This is a genomic window from Polynucleobacter sp. (assembly GCF_030693775.1).
GTDB lineage: Bacteria > Pseudomonadota > Gammaproteobacteria > Burkholderiales > Burkholderiaceae > Polynucleobacter.
Genome location: NZ_JAUXZY010000005.1, coordinates 217,777 through 235,069 on the forward strand (window position 1 = coordinate 217,777; position 17,293 = coordinate 235,069).

General features: G+C 51.7%; 17 protein-coding genes. 8 read left to right on the plus strand and 9 right to left on the minus strand.

Annotated elements, in window-relative coordinates; translation table 11 throughout:
- Positions 1 to 15: 15 nt before the first annotated feature.
- Both Q8M75_RS09130 and Q8M75_RS09135 read right to left on the minus strand, forming a co-directional pair.
- Complete coding sequence (locus tag Q8M75_RS09130) at positions 16 to 630, minus strand: barstar family protein (protein WP_305488733.1); 615 nt, start codon at positions 628 to 630, stop codon at positions 16 to 18.
- Positions 631 to 755: 125 nt separating this feature from the next.
- Positions 756 to 3,095: an NADP-dependent malic enzyme gene (locus Q8M75_RS09135; protein ID WP_305488734.1), complete on the minus strand. Its 2,340-nt coding sequence runs from the start codon at positions 3,093 to 3,095 to the stop codon at positions 756 to 758.
- 74 nt (positions 3,096 to 3,169) lie between these two features.
- On the opposite strand from Q8M75_RS09135, the gene thiL reads away from it, so the two are divergent.
- From thiL to Q8M75_RS09150, 3 genes are read left to right on the plus strand one after another with little or no spacing between them, the layout of a single operon-like run.
- Complete coding sequence (thiL, locus tag Q8M75_RS09140) at positions 3,170 to 4,189, plus strand: thiamine-phosphate kinase (protein WP_305488736.1); 1,020 nt, start codon at positions 3,170 to 3,172, stop codon at positions 4,187 to 4,189.
- A complete protein-coding gene (locus tag Q8M75_RS09145) occupies positions 4,190 to 4,759 on the plus strand; it encodes a phosphatidylglycerophosphatase A (protein WP_305488738.1) in 570 nt (189 codons plus the stop codon).
- 30 nt (positions 4,760 to 4,789) lie between these two features.
- On the plus strand, positions 4,790 to 5,326 hold the full coding sequence (locus Q8M75_RS09150; RefSeq protein ID WP_305488739.1) for a CinA family protein: 537 nt from the start codon (positions 4,790 to 4,792) through the stop codon (positions 5,324 to 5,326).
- A 10-nt stretch (positions 5,327 to 5,336) separates the two neighbouring features.
- Here the strand turns inward: Q8M75_RS09150 and corA are convergent, their stop codons facing one another.
- Complete coding sequence (corA, locus tag Q8M75_RS09155; protein ID WP_305488741.1) at positions 5,337 to 6,302, minus strand: magnesium/cobalt transporter CorA; 966 nt, start codon at positions 6,300 to 6,302, stop codon at positions 5,337 to 5,339.
- Between the two features lie 72 nt (positions 6,303 to 6,374).
- On the opposite strand from corA, the gene pyrF reads away from it, so the two are divergent.
- Positions 6,375 to 7,220 (plus strand): orotidine-5'-phosphate decarboxylase, encoded by an 846-nt coding sequence (gene pyrF, locus Q8M75_RS09160; protein ID WP_305488743.1) that lies wholly within the window; start codon positions 6,375 to 6,377, stop codon positions 7,218 to 7,220.
- Positions 7,221 to 7,226: 6 nt separating this feature from the next.
- Here the strand turns inward: pyrF and mtgA are convergent, their stop codons facing one another.
- The 6 genes from mtgA to mpl form a co-directional block, all read right to left on the minus strand.
- Positions 7,227 to 7,967: a monofunctional biosynthetic peptidoglycan transglycosylase gene (gene mtgA, locus Q8M75_RS09165; protein WP_305489107.1), complete on the minus strand. Its 741-nt coding sequence runs from the start codon at positions 7,965 to 7,967 to the stop codon at positions 7,227 to 7,229.
- A 41-nt stretch (positions 7,968 to 8,008) separates the two neighbouring features.
- Complete coding sequence (gene aroE / locus Q8M75_RS09170) at positions 8,009 to 8,926, minus strand: shikimate dehydrogenase (RefSeq protein ID WP_305488745.1); 918 nt, start codon at positions 8,924 to 8,926, stop codon at positions 8,009 to 8,011.
- A 76-nt stretch (positions 8,927 to 9,002) separates the two neighbouring features.
- Positions 9,003 to 9,860 carry an energy transducer TonB gene (locus tag Q8M75_RS09175; protein WP_305489110.1) on the minus strand — a complete coding sequence of 286 codons (858 nt, stop codon included), beginning with the start codon at positions 9,858 to 9,860 and terminating at the stop codon, positions 9,003 to 9,005.
- A gap of 16 nt (positions 9,861 to 9,876) precedes the next feature.
- A complete protein-coding gene (locus tag Q8M75_RS09180; protein ID WP_305488746.1) occupies positions 9,877 to 11,973 on the minus strand; it encodes a ribonuclease catalytic domain-containing protein in 2,097 nt (698 codons plus the stop codon).
- A complete protein-coding gene (fabG, locus tag Q8M75_RS09185; RefSeq protein WP_305488748.1) occupies positions 11,933 to 12,667 on the minus strand; it encodes a 3-oxoacyl-ACP reductase FabG in 735 nt (244 codons plus the stop codon). Before fabG ends, Q8M75_RS09180 begins: the two co-directional genes overlap by 41 nt.
- Before the next feature lie 21 nt (positions 12,668 to 12,688).
- Positions 12,689 to 14,095: a UDP-N-acetylmuramate:L-alanyl-gamma-D-glutamyl-meso-diaminopimelate ligase gene (mpl, locus tag Q8M75_RS09190; RefSeq protein WP_305488750.1), complete on the minus strand. Its 1,407-nt coding sequence runs from the start codon at positions 14,093 to 14,095 to the stop codon at positions 12,689 to 12,691.
- A 26-nt stretch (positions 14,096 to 14,121) separates the two neighbouring features.
- On the opposite strand from mpl, the gene Q8M75_RS09195 reads away from it, so the two are divergent.
- From Q8M75_RS09195 to accC, 4 genes are all read left to right on the plus strand, one after another.
- Complete coding sequence (locus Q8M75_RS09195; RefSeq protein WP_305488752.1) at positions 14,122 to 14,649, plus strand: TlpA disulfide reductase family protein; 528 nt, start codon at positions 14,122 to 14,124, stop codon at positions 14,647 to 14,649.
- A gap of 270 nt (positions 14,650 to 14,919) precedes the next feature.
- Complete coding sequence (aroQ, locus tag Q8M75_RS09200) at positions 14,920 to 15,366, plus strand: type II 3-dehydroquinate dehydratase (RefSeq protein ID WP_305488753.1); 447 nt, start codon at positions 14,920 to 14,922, stop codon at positions 15,364 to 15,366.
- 46 nt (positions 15,367 to 15,412) lie between these two features.
- On the plus strand, positions 15,413 to 15,895 hold the full coding sequence (accB, locus tag Q8M75_RS09205; protein ID WP_305488755.1) for an acetyl-CoA carboxylase biotin carboxyl carrier protein: 483 nt from the start codon (positions 15,413 to 15,415) through the stop codon (positions 15,893 to 15,895).
- A gap of 30 nt (positions 15,896 to 15,925) precedes the next feature.
- On the plus strand, positions 15,926 to 17,290 hold the full coding sequence (gene accC, locus Q8M75_RS09210; protein WP_305488757.1) for an acetyl-CoA carboxylase biotin carboxylase subunit: 1,365 nt from the start codon (positions 15,926 to 15,928) through the stop codon (positions 17,288 to 17,290).
- Positions 17,291 to 17,293: the final 3 nt, after the last annotated feature.

The window sequence follows — 17,293 nt, forward strand, 5'->3', positions numbered from 1 at the left end:
GCAAAGCGTGGGCGCTTACGCGAAGGAGTAGAACACCCGATACGGTACGCGGCGCTCAGACCAGAAATCAACCGCATCACGGAAGACATCCAATAAAGTCTCGCGGGCTTCTTTGTCAAATTTCTGGGTGCAAGGCAAGCCTTCTAATACGACCACGAAACCAGGTTGTGGGCCCGCCTTATCCACCATGGTGGTTAAGGTATCCAACAACGGATCGTAGTTTTTCGCTTGCTGCTTGGTAAATACATAAGCATTAGCGATCGACTCGAGCACTTCGCTCTTGGTGAGGCCATTTGCGCAATTGGCGTAGATAAAATGCTGACCGAGCTCGGCTGCGGCTTCCATTAAATCGGTTGTGCGAAATGCCCGAATCGATTGAACGATATTGGGGCGCACGCTGCGAAGCATGGCAGGAGGGCCTGCATCACGAACGGCTAATGCAGCACGCCAGGATGCGGGTACTTTTTTACTGGAAGCATGATTGGCGGCGAACGTTTGCAGGCGCGACAGACCACCCTGAGCGTAGACATTGGTGGCAGAAGGCTCACCATCGGACTGCTCGTTTCGATCCCAACTTTCGGCGCGACTGTGGTCGTCCCACTCAGCGGATGTAATTTCAGGATTATTCATGATGGGTGTAAGGTTACCCGTAAGCGACAGCCAAATCAAGCCTAATTACAGTGGTTTTTTTATAAACCACTGATTTATATAGATAAATATATATGTGAGCGTTTGCTCACATACATAAATAAACCTTAACTTCCCTTAATTCTGGCCTCGCTAGCTGCCTCGACCACCGTTAATGCAGTGACATTCACGATCCGCCGTACGGTTGCTGCGGGGGTCAGAATATGCACTGGCTTAGCTACCCCCAATAACAGTGGGCCGATGGCGATGCCATTTCCGGCAGCGGTCTTGAGCAAGTTATAGGAAATGTTGGCGGCATCAATATTGGGCAATACCAATAAATTAGCAGCGCCCTCCAGTGGCGAACTGGTCACTGCACCAGCACGAATTTCTGGATCGAGCGCGCAGTCACCGTGCATCTCACCATCGACCTCCAGCTCTGGGGCCGTCGCTTGCAAAATAGCCAGTACTTGACGCATCTTCGCAGCCGATGGCGCATCACTACTACCAAAATTGGAATGGGACAGTAATGCGACTTTGGGGGTCATGCCCAACTTGCGCATTTCGCTAGCAGCCATGAGGGTAATTTCGGCCAACTGCTCTGCCGTAGGATCTACATTCACATGGGTGTCGACTAAAAATACTTGGCGTCCTGGCAAAATCAAACCGCTCATCGCGCCATAGACGTTAGCGCCTTTTTCATGACCAATTACCTCATCAATGTATTTGAGGTGGGTTGATACTTTACTGATGGTGCCGCAAATCAAGCCGTCGGCCATACCTTTAGAGAGCAAGGTCGCGCCTATCAGGGTATTGCGGCGACGCATCTCCAGCTTGGCAAACGACGCGGTAACGCCCTTGCGCTCCATGATGGCCAAATAGGATTTCCAAAAATCACCAAAACGGGAATCGTCTTCTGGATTCACAATATCGATATCGGTACCGCAAACCATGCGCAAACCAAATTTTTCAATGCGGTGCTCGATCACGCTAGGGCGACCAATCAAGATGGGCGTTGCAATACCTTCATCGAGCACAATCTGAACCGCACGCAGGACACGCTCATCTTCACCTTCGCAAAAGACAATGCGTTTTTGCGCTTCAGGAACGCCTTTGGCGATCGTAAAGAGCGGCTTCATTAAGGTACCCGAGTGGTACACAAATTGCTGCAACTGATTACGATAAGCATCAAAATCTTTGATCGGGCGCAGGGCAACGCCATCATCCATCGCCGCTTTTGCAACCGCTGGCGCAATCACCGTGATTAAGCGGGGATCAAACGGCTTCGGAATCAAATACTCTGGACCAAACGATAAATTCTCGGTGCTGTAGACCGCTGCAACCACTTCACTTTGTTCCGCCTGAGCCAGCTCAGCAACGGCTTTGACTGCAGCCACTTCCATGCCGCGGGTAATGGTGGTTGCACCAACATCTAAAGCGCCACGGAAAATAAATGGAAAACACAACACGTTATTCACTTGATTGGGGTAATCGGTACGACCGGTTGCCATCACCGCATCGGGCCTGACTAATTTAACTTCCTCTGGCAAGATTTCTGGTGTGGGGTTTGCCAAGGCAAACACCAAGGGCTTATCAGCCATCTTTTTCACCATCTCGGATTTCAGAACACCACCAGCGGAGAGACCCAAGAAAATATCCGCACCCTCAATCACCTCACTCAAGGTGCGCAATGGTGTGTCTTGGGAGAATGGCTCCTTCTCAGGATCCATTAACTCTTTGCGGCCCTTGTATACGACGCCCGCTATGTCGGTGACCCAAATATTTTTTCTAGGTACGCCCAAGTCCACTAACAAATCGATACAGGCTAGCGCCGCAGCGCCCGCGCCCGATGTTACGAGTTTGACATTGGACACATCCTTGCCAACAACTTTTAAGCCATTCAGAATCGCAGCCGCAACCACAATAGCCGTGCCATGCTGGTCATCATGAAAAACTGGAATCTTCATGCGGGCTTGCAGTTTGCGCTCAACTACAAAGCAATCCGGCGCCTTAATATCTTCTAAATTAATACCACCAAAAGTAGGCTCAAGCGCTGCAATGATTTCGACTAATTTATCGGGATCATTTTCATTGACCTCAATATCAAAGACATCAATGCCAGCAAACTTTTTAAATAAGACCGCCTTGCCTTCCATTACTGGCTTACTGGCCAGAGGGCCAATATTGCCAAGACCGAGTACGGCGGTACCGTTGGTAATGACGCCTACTAAATTACCGCGCGCGGTGTAGCGAAAGGCATTAGCTGGGTCTTTGACGATTTCTTCGCAGGCAGCAGCAACCCCAGGGGTATACGCTAAGGCGAGATCGCGCTGGTTGGTAAGTTGTTTAGTTGCCGCAATTTCAATCTTTCCAGGGACCGGAAACTCGTGATATTGCAGGGCTGCAGCCCGTAAGGCTTTGATTTGCTGTTCTTTACTGTTGTCCGCTTGGCTCATCGATTGACTCATTGGTATGGCGATTGGAAGGTTCTTATTCTAGTCCTCTCCAGCACATTCGCCCTCAGGGAACATAAAATGAAAATATGGAAGCAAAACTAGGGGAATTTGATCTGATCTGGCGTTTTTTCAAAGCCGGCTCGGAATCCATGGCTCAAACCCAAATAAACCGGGTTCTACTGGGGATCGGGGATGACTGCGCCCTGCTCCAGTCAGACGCCACACAAAGCCTTGCGGTGACCAGCGATATGCTGGTCGAAGGCCGGCATTTTTTTGCAGGCGCCAACGCCGAGTGGCTTGGCCATAAAGCCTTGGCGGTTAACCTCTCTGACCTTGCTGCAATGGGAGCAAAACCAGTTGGTTTTACCTTAGCGCTTGCATTGCCCAATGCGAATGCGGACTGGCTTGCACAATTTAGCCAAGGCTTGTTTCGCTTGGCGCAGCAGTGGCAATGCCCCTTAATCGGCGGCGATACCACCCAAGGACCCCTTACCATTTGCATCACCGCTCTAGGCCATGTACCTGCCGGTTCGGCTATCAAGCGCTCAGGCGCCAAGACGGGTGACGATATTTGGGTATCCGGCACCTTGGGTGATGCAAGGCTTGCTTTAGGGGCATTGCGCAAGGAATGGTCACTTAACCCTAGCAGCTTAGAAACGGTGTTGCCCCGCATGCATGAGCCCGAACCGCGCATTGCGCTTGGCATGCAATTACGCGGGATTGCGAATAGCGCGCTGGATGTATCGGATGGGCTCTTGGGTGATTTACGCCACATCCTTAAGGCATCCCAAGTGAATGCCGAGGTACTGATTGATCAATTGCCCGCCTCACGAACCCTTGCCGAACAAACGCAGGACCTACGCCGGCAATGCGCGGCCAATGGCGGCGATGATTACGAACTGTGTTTCACTGCCCCAGCCAGCAAACGAATGGAAGTGGAATCGCTCAGTACTGCCCTACTGCCGCTCACGCGCATTGGCAGCATTACCTCTGCTAGCAATGGCGCTGAGCCCGAGCTAATCCTGCGCGATGCCAATGGAAATCCACTCACTAATGCAGACAGTATGCGGCTGACGCAATCCTTTGATCACTTTAAGAGCACGTAAGTGGTGATCAACACCAATCAAACCAAACCCACCCTACGCTGGATGTTTCAGACTGCCGGTCGCACATTGGCGCTTGGATTTGGCAGTGGGCTCAGCCCCTTTGCCCCAGGTACCGTTGGCACACTCTGGGCTTGGGCACTTTTTTTGATTGGGCAATTCTTTTTTACTACCGAGAATTGGATTTGGATTATCGGTGGCGGACTGATCGCTGCTTGCTGGATTTGTGGGCAAGTGAGTGAAGAATTAGGCCTTGCTGATTTTGGCGGAATTGTGCTCGACGAGATCTTGGCTTTTTGGCTGGTCTTGCTCTTAATTCTGCCGGCGCCACTCTGGATCCAGGCCTTGGCATTTGTACTCTTTCGTTTCTTTGATGCAGTCAAGCCGGACCCAATCGGTATGATCGATCGCTACTTTAAAGACTGCGCCTGGATTGCTCCAGGCTCGCCCACCACCATACCCAAAATCCTGTGGCGCGGTTTTGGCATTGTGGTTGATGACCTAGCGGCGGCGTTTGCAACTCTACTCATTCTTGCTTTACTCAGCACAACCCAGCTATTACCGTCGTATTAATTTCGGAGCGATCCATTCACAAGGCGTTGCATGCAAACCTCTTCTCCATCAACAGCACTTACCTCGATTGATTCTGCTGATCTTCAGGAATTAAGCAGCGCAGTCGCCACTGCATTCAGTCAGCGTGGCTGGACTCTTGCGGTAGCCGAGTCATGCACTGGCGGACTGCTCGCAGCCAGCCTCACCGACCTAGCTGGATCGAGTCAGTGGTTTGAGCGCGGCTACGTTACCTATAGCAATGCTGCAAAGACAGCGTGCTTACAGGTATCACCTATGCTGATTGAATCCGAAGGTGCAGTCAGTGAGGCAGTAGCCAGTGCAATGGTTTTAGGGGCGCAGCTGAGCAGTGGCGTGACTGTGGCGATTGCGATTACGGGCATTGCCGGTCCTAGCGGCGGTACAGCAGAGAAGCCAGTGGGGACCGTGTGTTTTGGCTGGGCACTAGAGCGTGCCGACGCTAGCAATCACATCACGACGACGACCGCACACTTCGTGGGCGATCGTCAATCGGTGCGGCAACAAGCCGTAGTATTTGCTTTACGCGGCTTACTGCAATCGATTGCTTAAATCGAAGCGATTAACCCAACCACCCTTTGTGCCGGAAATAGCTCAGCGGAATAATCGCTGAAATTACCATCGACAAAATAGCTACTGGATAGCCCCAGGTCTCGGTAAGCTCGGGCATGTGCTGGAAGTTCATCCCCCAAATACTTGCGAGCAAGGTCGGCGGCATTAAAGCAACTGATACCACCGAGAAGATCTTGATGATCTTGCTTTGATTCAAACTAATAAAACCGACCGTGGCATCCATCAAGAAGTTAATCTTGTCGAATAAAAATGCGGTGTGATTCTCAAGGGAGTCAATGTCACGCAAAATTTGCCGCGCCTCTTCTTGCTGCTCATCCGAGAGTAATTTGCTACGCATCAAAAACGACAGAGCGCGGCGAGTATCCATCACATTGCGTCGAATGCGGCCGTTGGTATCTTCTTCTTTGGCAATCGTCTCGAGCACCTCGGCAGCGTCTTTATCGCTAATGTCATCGGAGAGCACGCGCTTACCAGCCTGCTCTAAGTTCTCATAAACTTCCTCAAGCGCATCGGCTGAATACTCGGCATCAGTTGAGTAAAGGTCCAATAAAACGTCTTTGGCATTGCTCACCGAACCAGGGCGCAAACGGGCACGCAAGCGCACCAAACGGAACACCGGTAAATCTTCATCATGAATCGAGAACAGCACTTGCTTAGTCATCACGAAAGCAACCCGGACGTTGCGCGAGGTTTCTTCTTCGTCCAGCAAAAAATCGGTCCGAATGTGCATATGGCCATCGTCCGCCTCAAAGTAGCGAGCGGATGCCTCTAAATCGCCTAAATCATCTAATTCAGGCAAAAGAACGCCAAAAGCCTCTTTAATCCAGAGTAATTCTTCTTCTTCGGGGTCAATCACGTCAATCCAGATTGGATTAACGTGTTTCAGGAGCTCATTGCGATCTTCGACTTGCTCTTGGGAGAGGCGGCCATTTTGCAGGACGAACAAGTTAATCATGGTGAACTCCTAGGGAATGCGCTAGTTTATCCTATAGATAATGACAGCTTTGCGAAAATAAACACAAAACCAATGAACTCAAGCCAAACCACCTTTACCCAGCAACTCCAGTCTGCATGGGCTTCGCAAGGCAGCATGCTGTGCATTGGCTTTGACCCTGACCCCAAACGCATGCCTGCCTCCCTGCACGGCAAACCCCAGGGTATTTTTGAGTTCTGCCGCGAGATTGCCGACGCCACCGCCGATGTGGTGTGCGCCTTTAAACCCCAATTTGCCTACTTTGCCTCCCAAGGGGCCGAGAATCAGCTCGAAAAACTGATCCAACACCTCAAAGACCGCTATCCTCATATTCCAGTGATTTTGGATGCCAAGCGCGGTGATATTGGCAGCACAGCAGAGCATTACGCCCTCGAAGCGTTTGAGCGCTATGGTGCTGATGCGGTTACCGTCAACCCCTATATGGGGCGCGATTCGATCGAGCCCTACCTCAAACACCAAGGCAAAGGCGTGATTATTCTGTGCCGCACCTCCAATCCAGGCGGATCAGATTTGCAGTTTTTGAACGTCGCAAGCGATGGTCAGCCGCTGTATTTACACGTCGCCACCCTCGCAGCCAAGGAGTGGAATAGCAGCGGTCAAGTTAGCCTCGTCGTCGGCGCTACCTTCCCCGATGAAATCGCCAAGGTCCGCGCGATTGTGGGCGAGATGCCACTGCTCATTCCGGGTATTGGTGCGCAAGGTGGCGATCTCAAGGCCACGGTCAAGGCGGGTCATATTCTAGGCAAGCCTGGTACTGGAATGATGATTAATTCATCACGGGCGATTTTGTATGCGAGTAGTGGAACTGATTTTGCACAAGCAGCACGCATCGTTGCCATCGAAACACGCGATGCCCTGCGCGCTGCTAGCACTCAATAAAACCGCTTACTTTGTTTGCTTTGTTTGCTTTACATCTTTTGGCAGAGCAATGCGATCCATATTGCCGAGAATAAATTCTTGGCGGGCGCCGTAATCAATTCGGCCTCTGCGGCAATACTGCGCCTTATCAAAACACTTGGGCGCGGGCAGCGCTGAAGCCAAACTCGCTGCTTGTTCACGGTCTAGTTGCTGGGGTGTCGTTACAAAATAATGTTTTGCTGCAGCACCCACACCAAAGATGCCTTCACCCCACTCCACTGAGTTTAGATAAATCTCGAATAAGCGCTCTTTGCTCAGGATTAACTCCAATAGGCCAGTAATCACGAGCTCTTGAGCCTTACGAACGTAATGCTGCTCGGACGATAAAAAAAGATTCTTACCGAGTTGCTGTGTAATGGTGGAGCCACCCCTCAGTACCGGGGCTTTTTTATTCTTGGCCTGCTTTTGGTTTTTCTCCCATGCTTTTTGCATGTCGCTCACACGCACACCGGGGTGCTGAAAAAAGATGTCATCCTCGCTGACTAGAACGGCTCGCTTGAGATTGGATGAAATGGCGTCATAGGGCACCCAACGCGATTCGATCGGGCAGGACCAATGCCAAGTGCACAAACGCCAGCGCTCCGCGCGCTGAAACGCTGTAGTGCTGGGGTCAACAAAAGCCCATGCTGCGATTTGCACGGCAAAATACATCTGCATGGCAAGGATGCCAAACAACAGGCATTTAATCGGATAGGCGATCCAGCGCATGTGTGGGCTCAAAAAATGCAGTACGAATAGCGTCGCTTAATTTACGGCGCTTTAGTAGCAAGCGCTTGGCGCAGCTCATCTAACACCGCCCGCGCATTTAATTGCTGAGCAAGCGCTGCGCCGCGCCAGAGTAAAAACGCATCGGCTGCTTGCTCTACCAGCATACCCAATCCATCGCTCACGCGGCAACCTTGATTGATGGCTTGCTGCATAAAGTGGGTGACTGTTCCATAGACCATGTCATAGGCAAATACAGTAGGTCTAAGAATTTGTTGCGCGATCGCATCGCTAAGCGGAGAGTCATTACTGAGGCCAGCCGCAGTCGCATTGATGATCAAATCAATTGCGGCATGCTTTGACTGGCTCCCCAATGCATCGACCGGGCATACCGTCAGCAGGACGCCATGGGCATCAGCCATAGCCTGAAAGGCTTGTTGTAAATCCTGTGCTTTATCGATCGATCGATTGGCGATGATGATCGATTGGGGCTTTTGCTCGAGCAATGGGCCCAGTACCCCGCGCACTGCGCCACCGGCGCCCAAGATGCAAATCGAGGCATTGGCTAGCGCAATGCCTTGCGCCTGCAAGTCACGCACTAGGCCAGCGCCATCGGTATTGTCGCCATAGAGCAGCCCCTCATGTTGCCAGAGGGTATTCACTGCGCCAGCAAGTTTTGCGCGCGGCGTCAAGACGTCAGCTAAGGCTTGTGCATCGAGCTTAAACGGCACCGTGACGTTCATGCCTTTGCCGCCCGCAGCAAAAAAAGTGTTTGCTGCCTTGGCAAATTCTCCCAGCTCTGGCATCAGCATGCCGTAATGCATGGCTTGCGCCGTTTGCTGTGCAAAGCGCCGATGGATGGTGGGCGACTTGCTGTGGGCAATGGGGTTGCCCGCAACCGCATACACATCCACGCCTGAAAAATCAGCGGGATTGGTTTGCAGTTCAGATGGCTTACTCATCTGCGGCTCAATGGGAGGTGTTGGTAAATTAGATGCATGCTATGAGTGTATCGAATAAAGCAGTATGCGTGCTCATCTATGGACGTAATTCCAAACGATTGCCTTCAAGACGGTTTATCGACCCATCCCGCGTGAACTCAAAGGTGGATACCCAATCGAGCACATCGATTTGCTTGCGCATCTCCGGCGGAAAAGGCCCATAGGGCGCAGCGGCCCGCACAATGGCGACTGCTTGGCGATCTAAGTCAGCGATACCCGAGGAGCGGCGTACCTCAACACCTTCCTTGCCGCTTGTACTGTTGGCAATTTTTCCTTGGGCATCGACACTCACGACTAACACCACACTGCCATAGAGCGGCCTGCCATTAACTCGCGGAAAAAACGTACTGCCGTATGCCTCAATCTTTTGCCGCATCGCATCGTAATAACTGGCAAAGACCACGGCTTTGGTGCTGCTCGCCGTCAATACCGCCCGACGCGGCTCTTTGCCATTAGCTTGAATACGTTTTGCTAGCTCTGCCTCTAAGGCATTGAGCTGCGAGACGACCCGTTGCTCTTCACCACTACGCCGACCTGCAGCAGCATCTTTTTCAGTCTGCATGCGCGAGAGCATTTGTTTTTGATTCTTTTCTAAAGCCTCAAGCTGGGCTTCGGCACTCAAGCGCGCCCGGTGAATCGCACTGGCATCTTGATCCAAGGTAACTCCGCCGCCTTGCAAATCGGCCTGCGCCAGTTTGACTGCTTTTTTAGGTGGCGTTGGACTGCTGGAGTTGACTAGCACCACACTCAATGGCGTATTGAGCCTGCGCTCTTGGATCTCACCATAACTCCAACAAACGGATAAGAAAATCGCATGCAAGATCAGCGATAAGATTAGGGCAAACCAAAATGGATGGTGACGCCACCACCAATGCAAACGATCCTTTAAGCGCATTTGCACGTAGCTACTCTCACGAAATCGGCGTATCGCCTACCGGGGCTGGATCTGCCGACGGCAGCTCGGCTTCTGGCGTATCCAATTCTGGCGGGGCGGATTCGGATTTTTCAATCTGATTGACGCGTACGCTAGCGCTGAGTTGCAGTAGATCGGTTTCTAAAATAGCAATCTCGGCACGGGTCATGCGGGGATGCGACGCAAGCTCCGGTATCGGCAAATGCAGCGGAATATCTTCTAGGCGACTCATTCCTTCTTTGAGATGGCGCGCAAAGACGGTGCGCGGCAGCGGCTCCTGCGCTAACCACCGCAAACACCAGTACTTCTCCATCCGATCTTGGTACTCCGCATAGGACTGATAGCAGGTTTCAAAATCGGCAGCAATCCCCATGAGGCTTGCGTCGCGCGGCTGAAACGGTGCCACCATTTTTGCCGTGACGCCATGCTTGGCCAAGGCAATCAATTGCCACTGATTCACCAAATCCGAATAGCGCCGCAACGGGGAAGTGCACCAGGCGTAATACTCCAAACCCAAACCTTCGTGCGGTGCCGGCGTCGTTTGCATGCGCGTGCGTTGTGGACCCCAGCCTTTCTGGGTTCGAAATAAAGCCGGCAAACCATGATCTGCAAGCAACTGCCCCCAGGTGCTATTGCAATAAATCATCCACTCCGCCACGATGGTGTCCAATACCGATCCCCGTGATCGCGGATGAATATCAACTTGCTCTACCCCATTGACTTGGCTAATCTGAAACTGAAAATCGCGCTGAAGGGCATTGGGATCGACCACGCCGAGTTGCTCGACACGCAAGCCATTTTTTGCGCGCTGCTCCTGACGCTTCGCATGCAATTTTTGTGCTGCGCGCCAGAGAATCAGTAATTCATGTTGAAACGTAAAGGTATTGTCAGCACCGGGAGCATATTCAGGGTCCGTAAATTGATTAACCGCTTCTTCCAAGTGCTCTAACCGTAAATTGGCAGCAATCGGCACCAATTCAATTCGCGTTTGCGCCGACTGATCAATCAAAGCACCTTCTGCGTCGATATCAACATAAATCGACACCGCCGGTCTTGCACTGCCCGTATCCAAAGAAAAACGTGCAATCACCGCATCCGGCAGCATCGTAATCTTGTCGCCCGGCATATAGACCGTTGACATACGGGCCCGCGCGACCTGATCGAGTGAATCATCCTTGCTAATCACCAGGCCCGGTGCAGAGATGTGCACACCAATCCGGTGACCTCCCTCCGGCAAGGCGGTGACTGACAAAGCATCATCAATTTCAGTAGTGGCAACATCATCAATCGAAAAGGCCTGAACTTCAGCAGTGGGCAATGTTGCAATCGCTGCGTCATAAACTGCATCGGCAATCGCCGCATCCGCATGGTGTCCAGAGCCGTTCGGAAAGTTTGCCTTTAAAAACATGCCCTGGTGATAGGCCAGCGGCGACTCTAAGGCACCGCAACGCATCATCATTTGCGGTGGCGATTCACCAGTCTCATTGCAGGCCGCTAAAAATGCTTTATAGGCTAAGGTATTTTTATCGGGATTAAAGAGGAGTTGTTTAGCTTGCGATACCAAGCCCTCTGGAAAGCGTCCTGCGACTAACTCTGCTTGCCATTGACCCTGCTGCTCCAGTTCACGCTGTTTGCGCTCGAGGGCTGCAATACCAGCATCGAGTTGTTCTTTGGGGGCACGCATAAATCGGCCACGCTGCTTGCGCCGAAAATACACCGGCGCGGATTGCAAAGCAATCGCTAATGCAGCCTGTTGTGCTGCACTAACTTGGCCACCAAAATACTCTGAAGCAATGTCAGTAAACGCGAACTCCCCTTCAGGGGCGCAATCCCAAAGCAATTGCAAATCAATCTCGGCAGCCAAGGTATTGGCTTCGTCCATCATGCTTTGCGCATCGGGCTTTTCAAAGCGCAGCCAAACTTCTTTGGCTTTTAGCTTGAGTTTCTTGCCTGATAGGCCAGTTGCCTGCCACGACTGGGCATCGCCCTCGCCCGTGGTCGATTGCACGGTAGCAGCTTTAATGTCGCCGCCTTCCTCATAAAGAAGGTGCATATTAAAGGGAGATCCCGCCGCTAACTTCGAGGGTACTGCCATTGATGTAGCTAGCTTCATCGCTGGCTAAAAATACATACACATTGGCGATTTCGTCAGGAGTACCAAGGCGCCCCATCCACGTGCGTTTCGCAATGTCTTCCAAAATGGCACTTGGCATTGCCATCACCATTTCAGTGCCCACAAAACCCGGGCAAACAGCATTGACTCGAATGCCTTTCGGGCCGAGCTCACGAGCCCAGGTTTTGGTAAAGCCAATCACACCAAACTTGGTTGCCGAATAATTGGTCTGACCAAAGTTGCCATACAGGCCGACCACGCTGGACGCATTCACAATAGCGCCACGTTTAGCTTCCAGCATGTGCGGTACTACCAATTGGGTGCAATTAAACACACCCTTCAGATTGACATCAATCACCGCATCAAATTGCATTTCGGTCATCTTCACGAGGCGCGCATCCTGCGTAATACCCGCGTTATTAATTAAGATATCAATCCGTCCATGCTTTTGCATGATGGCATCCACCGCCGCCTGAATGCTATCCCGATCGGTCACATTCATGGCATACGCTTCTGCATTCGGAATCTGCGCGGCACACTGTTCAAGCGCGGCTAAATTGATATCGGCCAGCATGACTTTTGCGCCCTCCTCGGCAAAGCGAATCGCGGTCGCTAAACCAATGCCCTTAGCGGCCCCTGTAATGATGGCAATCTTGTCTTGTAATCGTGCTGGCATAAAAATGCTTTCTATGTTGTTTTAGTTTGCTGCTGCAATCATGGCCTGCAGTAATTTTTGATGCACACCGCCGAAGCCCCCATTGCTCATGACCAATACGTGATCGCCTGGCCTCGCTTCCTTGCTAACCGCGCTCACCAAGCTCGCTAAATCATCAAATGCGGATGCGCGGCCCGGCTGATCCTGATTTAAGGGGCTAAGCACTTCCGCCAAATTCCAACCCAAGGTCTCTTTGCCACTAGGAGCGCCATAGGCATAAATGCGATCGGCTGCCTCTAGGCTTGCCGGTAACTGGGCCTTCATCACACCCAATTTCATGGTGTTGGAGCGAGGCTCGAGTACCGCCAATATCCGCGCATTGCCGACCCGGCGGCGCAAGCCATCGAGGGTGGTGGTGATTGCCGTAGGGTGGTGTGCAAAGTCATCGTAGATCGTGATGCCATTATGCTGGCCAACCGTTTCTAAGCGGCGTTTTACATTTTTAAATTGAGCTAGGGCGCTGGCCGCATCGCGTGGATTAATGCCAATGTGCTGTGCTGCTGCAATCGCAGCTAGGGCATTGAGTTGATTGTGGCGACCCATCACGCCCGAATCCGGGGCCCAGCAAACCGTAGCCACTTCATTGCCTTCATGCAGTACTGTGAAATCATCATTGGGATGCGGCTGCATCGACCAGGTGTTATTGGCATCCATACCAAAGCGTGCCACCGGCGTCCAAGTGCCGCGCTCGAGCACCCGCTCCAGTGAGGCTTCTGCGCCATTCACTACCAAACATCCTTCGCTCGGCACCGTTCGCACTAAGTGATGAAACTGGGTTTCGATGGCAGCGAGATCTGCAAAAATATCGGCATGATCGAACTCCAGATTGTTCAGCAAGGCAGTACGCGGCCGGTAATGCACAAACTTACTGCGCTTATCAAAAAAGGCAGTGTCGTATTCGTCGGCCTCAATTACAAAGTAGGGGCTTTTACCCAGCCGTGCTGAGACCGTGAAATTCAGTGGCACGCCGCCGATTAAATAGCCCGGCTCTTTGCCATTGAATTCCAAAATCCAAGCCAGCATCGCTGAGGTAGTGGTTTTGCCGTGGGTTCCTGCCACCGCCAAAACATGTCTGCCGTAGAGTACTTGCTCACCCAGCCACTGCGGGCCAGAGACATAAGGCAATCCTAAATTGAGAATCGCCTCCATTAATGGATTGCCACGCGAGACCACATTGCCGATGACAAATAAATCGGGCTTGCTACCCAGTTGCGATAATTGCTCGCTAGAGTATCCTTCGATAAGCTCTATACCTTGGGCCTCGAGCTGGGTACTCATCGGCGGATACACATTGGCATCGCATCCCGTTACGCGGTGGCCGGCCTGCCGTGCGATGGCAGCGATGCCGCCCATAAAGGTGCCGCAAATGCCCAAGATGTGTATATGCATGATTGAATTTTAGCGAAGGAGTGCGCATGAACCGAAGACAAATGGGAATCATCACTGGAATGAGTCTGGTTGGACTTGCTGCAGGCCTCATCACCGCCAGCTGGATTTACCGCGATGGCACTGCAAGCGAAGAGTCGGTTACCGCATTACTTGCCAATCCCTGGACCAAACCCGACAACACTGCGGTCAACACCGCGGAATGGCAAAACCGGGTGCTGGTAGTGAACTTTTGGGCATCCTGGTGCCCGCCTTGTGTCGAAGAAATGCCAGCCTTGAGCGATCTTCAGGATGAGTTTGCGGCTAAAAATGTCTTATTTGTCGGCATCGGTATCGATACGCCATCGAACATACGTCAATTTCTTGAAACGACCCTAGTTTCCTACCCCATCGTGATGGGTGGCTTACAAGGCAGCAAAATTGGCAAGGCCCTAGGCAATACCCAAGGCGCCCTACCCTATACCGTTGTCATCAACGCCAAAGGCAAGGTGACCAACACGAAATTAGGCAAGATAGACGAAGATGAGCTCAGAAAGCAAATTAAAGCAGCTCTTTAATTCAAATTATCTTCTTTTAGCGCAAGAATAAAGTAGATTTTCAGGCGATCTTGGGTAGCTAAAATCGCTTAATTTCCTTCATTTTGCAAAAAATAGATCTTTTTTTCAGCATTTCGCTTTTTTGCGGCCAGGCTAAGGGGTATACTTTCCCTCATGCTGAATGGATCCAACTCTGCTTTTCTGTGTGCCCTAAGCGAACCGAAAGTGCTGGAGCGTGATTTAAAAAGCCTGACATCATCTGTTCTTAACTGTTTCTAAAATTAGCGATCTATGTCAAAAAACCCGTCAGTTTTAGTTATTCAGGGGCCCAACCTCAATTTGTTGGGCAGCCGCGAACCGCAGGTTTATGGTCACACCACCCTCAGCGATATCCACCTGGGCCTAGAAACGCAGGCAAAAGCTGCTGGGATCGTACTAAGTACCTTTCAAAGCAATCATGAAGGCGAATTAATTGACTGCATTCAGAAGGCAAAACAGGATGGGGTTGATTTCATCATCATCAATCCGGGTGGCTTTACCCACACCAGTGTTGCCCTGCGCGATGCCTTGGCAGGCGTTGCCATTCCCTTTATTGAAGTGCATTTATCCAATATTCACCAGCGTGAAGAATTCCGTAAGCACTCCTATTTATCGGACATTGCAAAAGGTGTGATCTGCGGCTTAGGCCCAATCGGCTATACCTTGGCATTGCAAGCAGCTAGCCAGCAACTCAAATAATCGTCATTTTTCTTTCCCGTCATTTTTACCAGAAGGGCACACCTCCATGGATCTGAGAAAACTAAAAACACTGATCGACTTGGTTTCTGAATCAGGCATTTCGGAGCTTGAAGTCAACGAAGGCGAAGACCGAGTTCGCATTGTGAATGCGAATTTGGCGCAAGGGCAGCCAAGCAATGCACCGATTACCTATGCAGCTGCAGCAGCTGCCCCAGTTGCGGTGAGCGCGCCTGCACCCGCAGCACCTACGGCAGCTGAACATGCTGCGGCCGAAGAAGCTGCTGCTACCGCTGCGGGATTCGTTGCCAAGTCCCCTATGGTTGGAACCTTTTACCGCGCCCCCAATCCCGAATCACCCAATTTTGTGAATGTGGGCGACATCGTTACCGTGGGTCAAACCCTTTGCATCATTGAGGCGATGAAGCTCTTGAATGAAATCGAATCCGAGAAGGCGGGCATTGTTAAACAAATTTTGTGTGAGAACGGCCAGGGCGTTGAATACGATCAACCTTTGTTTGTGATTGCCTAATTTCTCCACATCCTTTCAAGCCAGGACACCATGTTCGATAAGATTCTGATTGCCAACCGCGGAGAAATCGCTCTTCGCATCCAGCGCGCGTGCCGCGAACTGGGTATTAAAACGGTGGTGGTGTATTCCGTTGCCGATAAAGAAGCCAAGTACGTCAAACTCGCTGATGAGGCGGTGTGCATTGGGCCTGCCCCTTCGCCGCTGAGCTACCTCAATATGCCAGCCATCATTTCCGCAGCGGAAGTCACGGACGCCGAAGCTATTCATCCAGGCTATGGTTTTTTATCCGAGAATGCCGACTTTGCGGAGCGCGTTGAAAAATCGGGCTTTGCCTTTATTGGTCCCCGTCCAGAAACCATTCGCCTGATGGGTGACAAAGTATCTGCGAAGCGTGCCATGATTAAAGCGGGCGTTCCCTGCGTTCCCGGCTCTGATGGTGCACTGCCAGACAATCCGAAAGAGATTATTGCGATTGCCAAAAAAGTGGGTTACCCCGTCATCATCAAGGCAGCCGGCGGTGGTGGTGGTCGCGGCATGCGTGTTGTGCATACCGAAGCAGCTTTAGTTAACGCAGTCAATATGACACGGGAAGAAGCCGGCCGGGCTTTCGGTAATCCCGAGGTCTACATGGAGAAGTTCCTAGAAAAGCCTCGCCACGTAGAAATTCAGGTTTTGGCCGATACCCATGGCAATGCAGTGTGGCTTGGCGAACGTGATTGCTCAATGCAGCGCCGTCACCAAAAAATTATTGAAGAGGCGCCAGCTCCAGGCATTGATCGTCGTGCGATCGCCAAAATTGGTGAGCGCTGTGCAGAAGCCTGCCGCAAAATGGGCTACCGCGGCGCAGGTACCTTTGAGTTTCTGTATGAAGACGGCGAGTTTTTCTTCATTGAGATGAACACCCGAGTTCAAGTCGAGCATCCCGTCACCGAAATGATTACGGGCGTCGATATTGTTCAAGAGCAAATCCGCATTGCAGCTGGACTCAAACTCGGGTTTCGCCAAAAAGATATTGTCTTCCAAGGGCATGCCATTGAGTGCCGTATCAACGCCGAAGATCCTTTCAAATTTACTCCCAGCCCGGGCCGCATTCTGTCATGGCATATGCCGGGCGGTCCTGGTATCCGGGTTGACTCCCACGCCTATGGTGGCTATATGGTGCCGCCCAACTACGATTCCATGATTGGTAAATTGATTTCCTATGGCAAGACCCGGGAACAGGCAATCCGTCGCATGCGCATTGCCCTCTCCGAAATCGTTATCGATGGCATCACCACCAATATTCCACTGCACCGCGAGCTCATGCTTGATCCCAACTTTGAGGAAGGTGGCACCAGCATTCATTACCTCGAACATCGACTGGAAGAACAAGCCGCCAGCCGGGTGAAGGGATAGCCT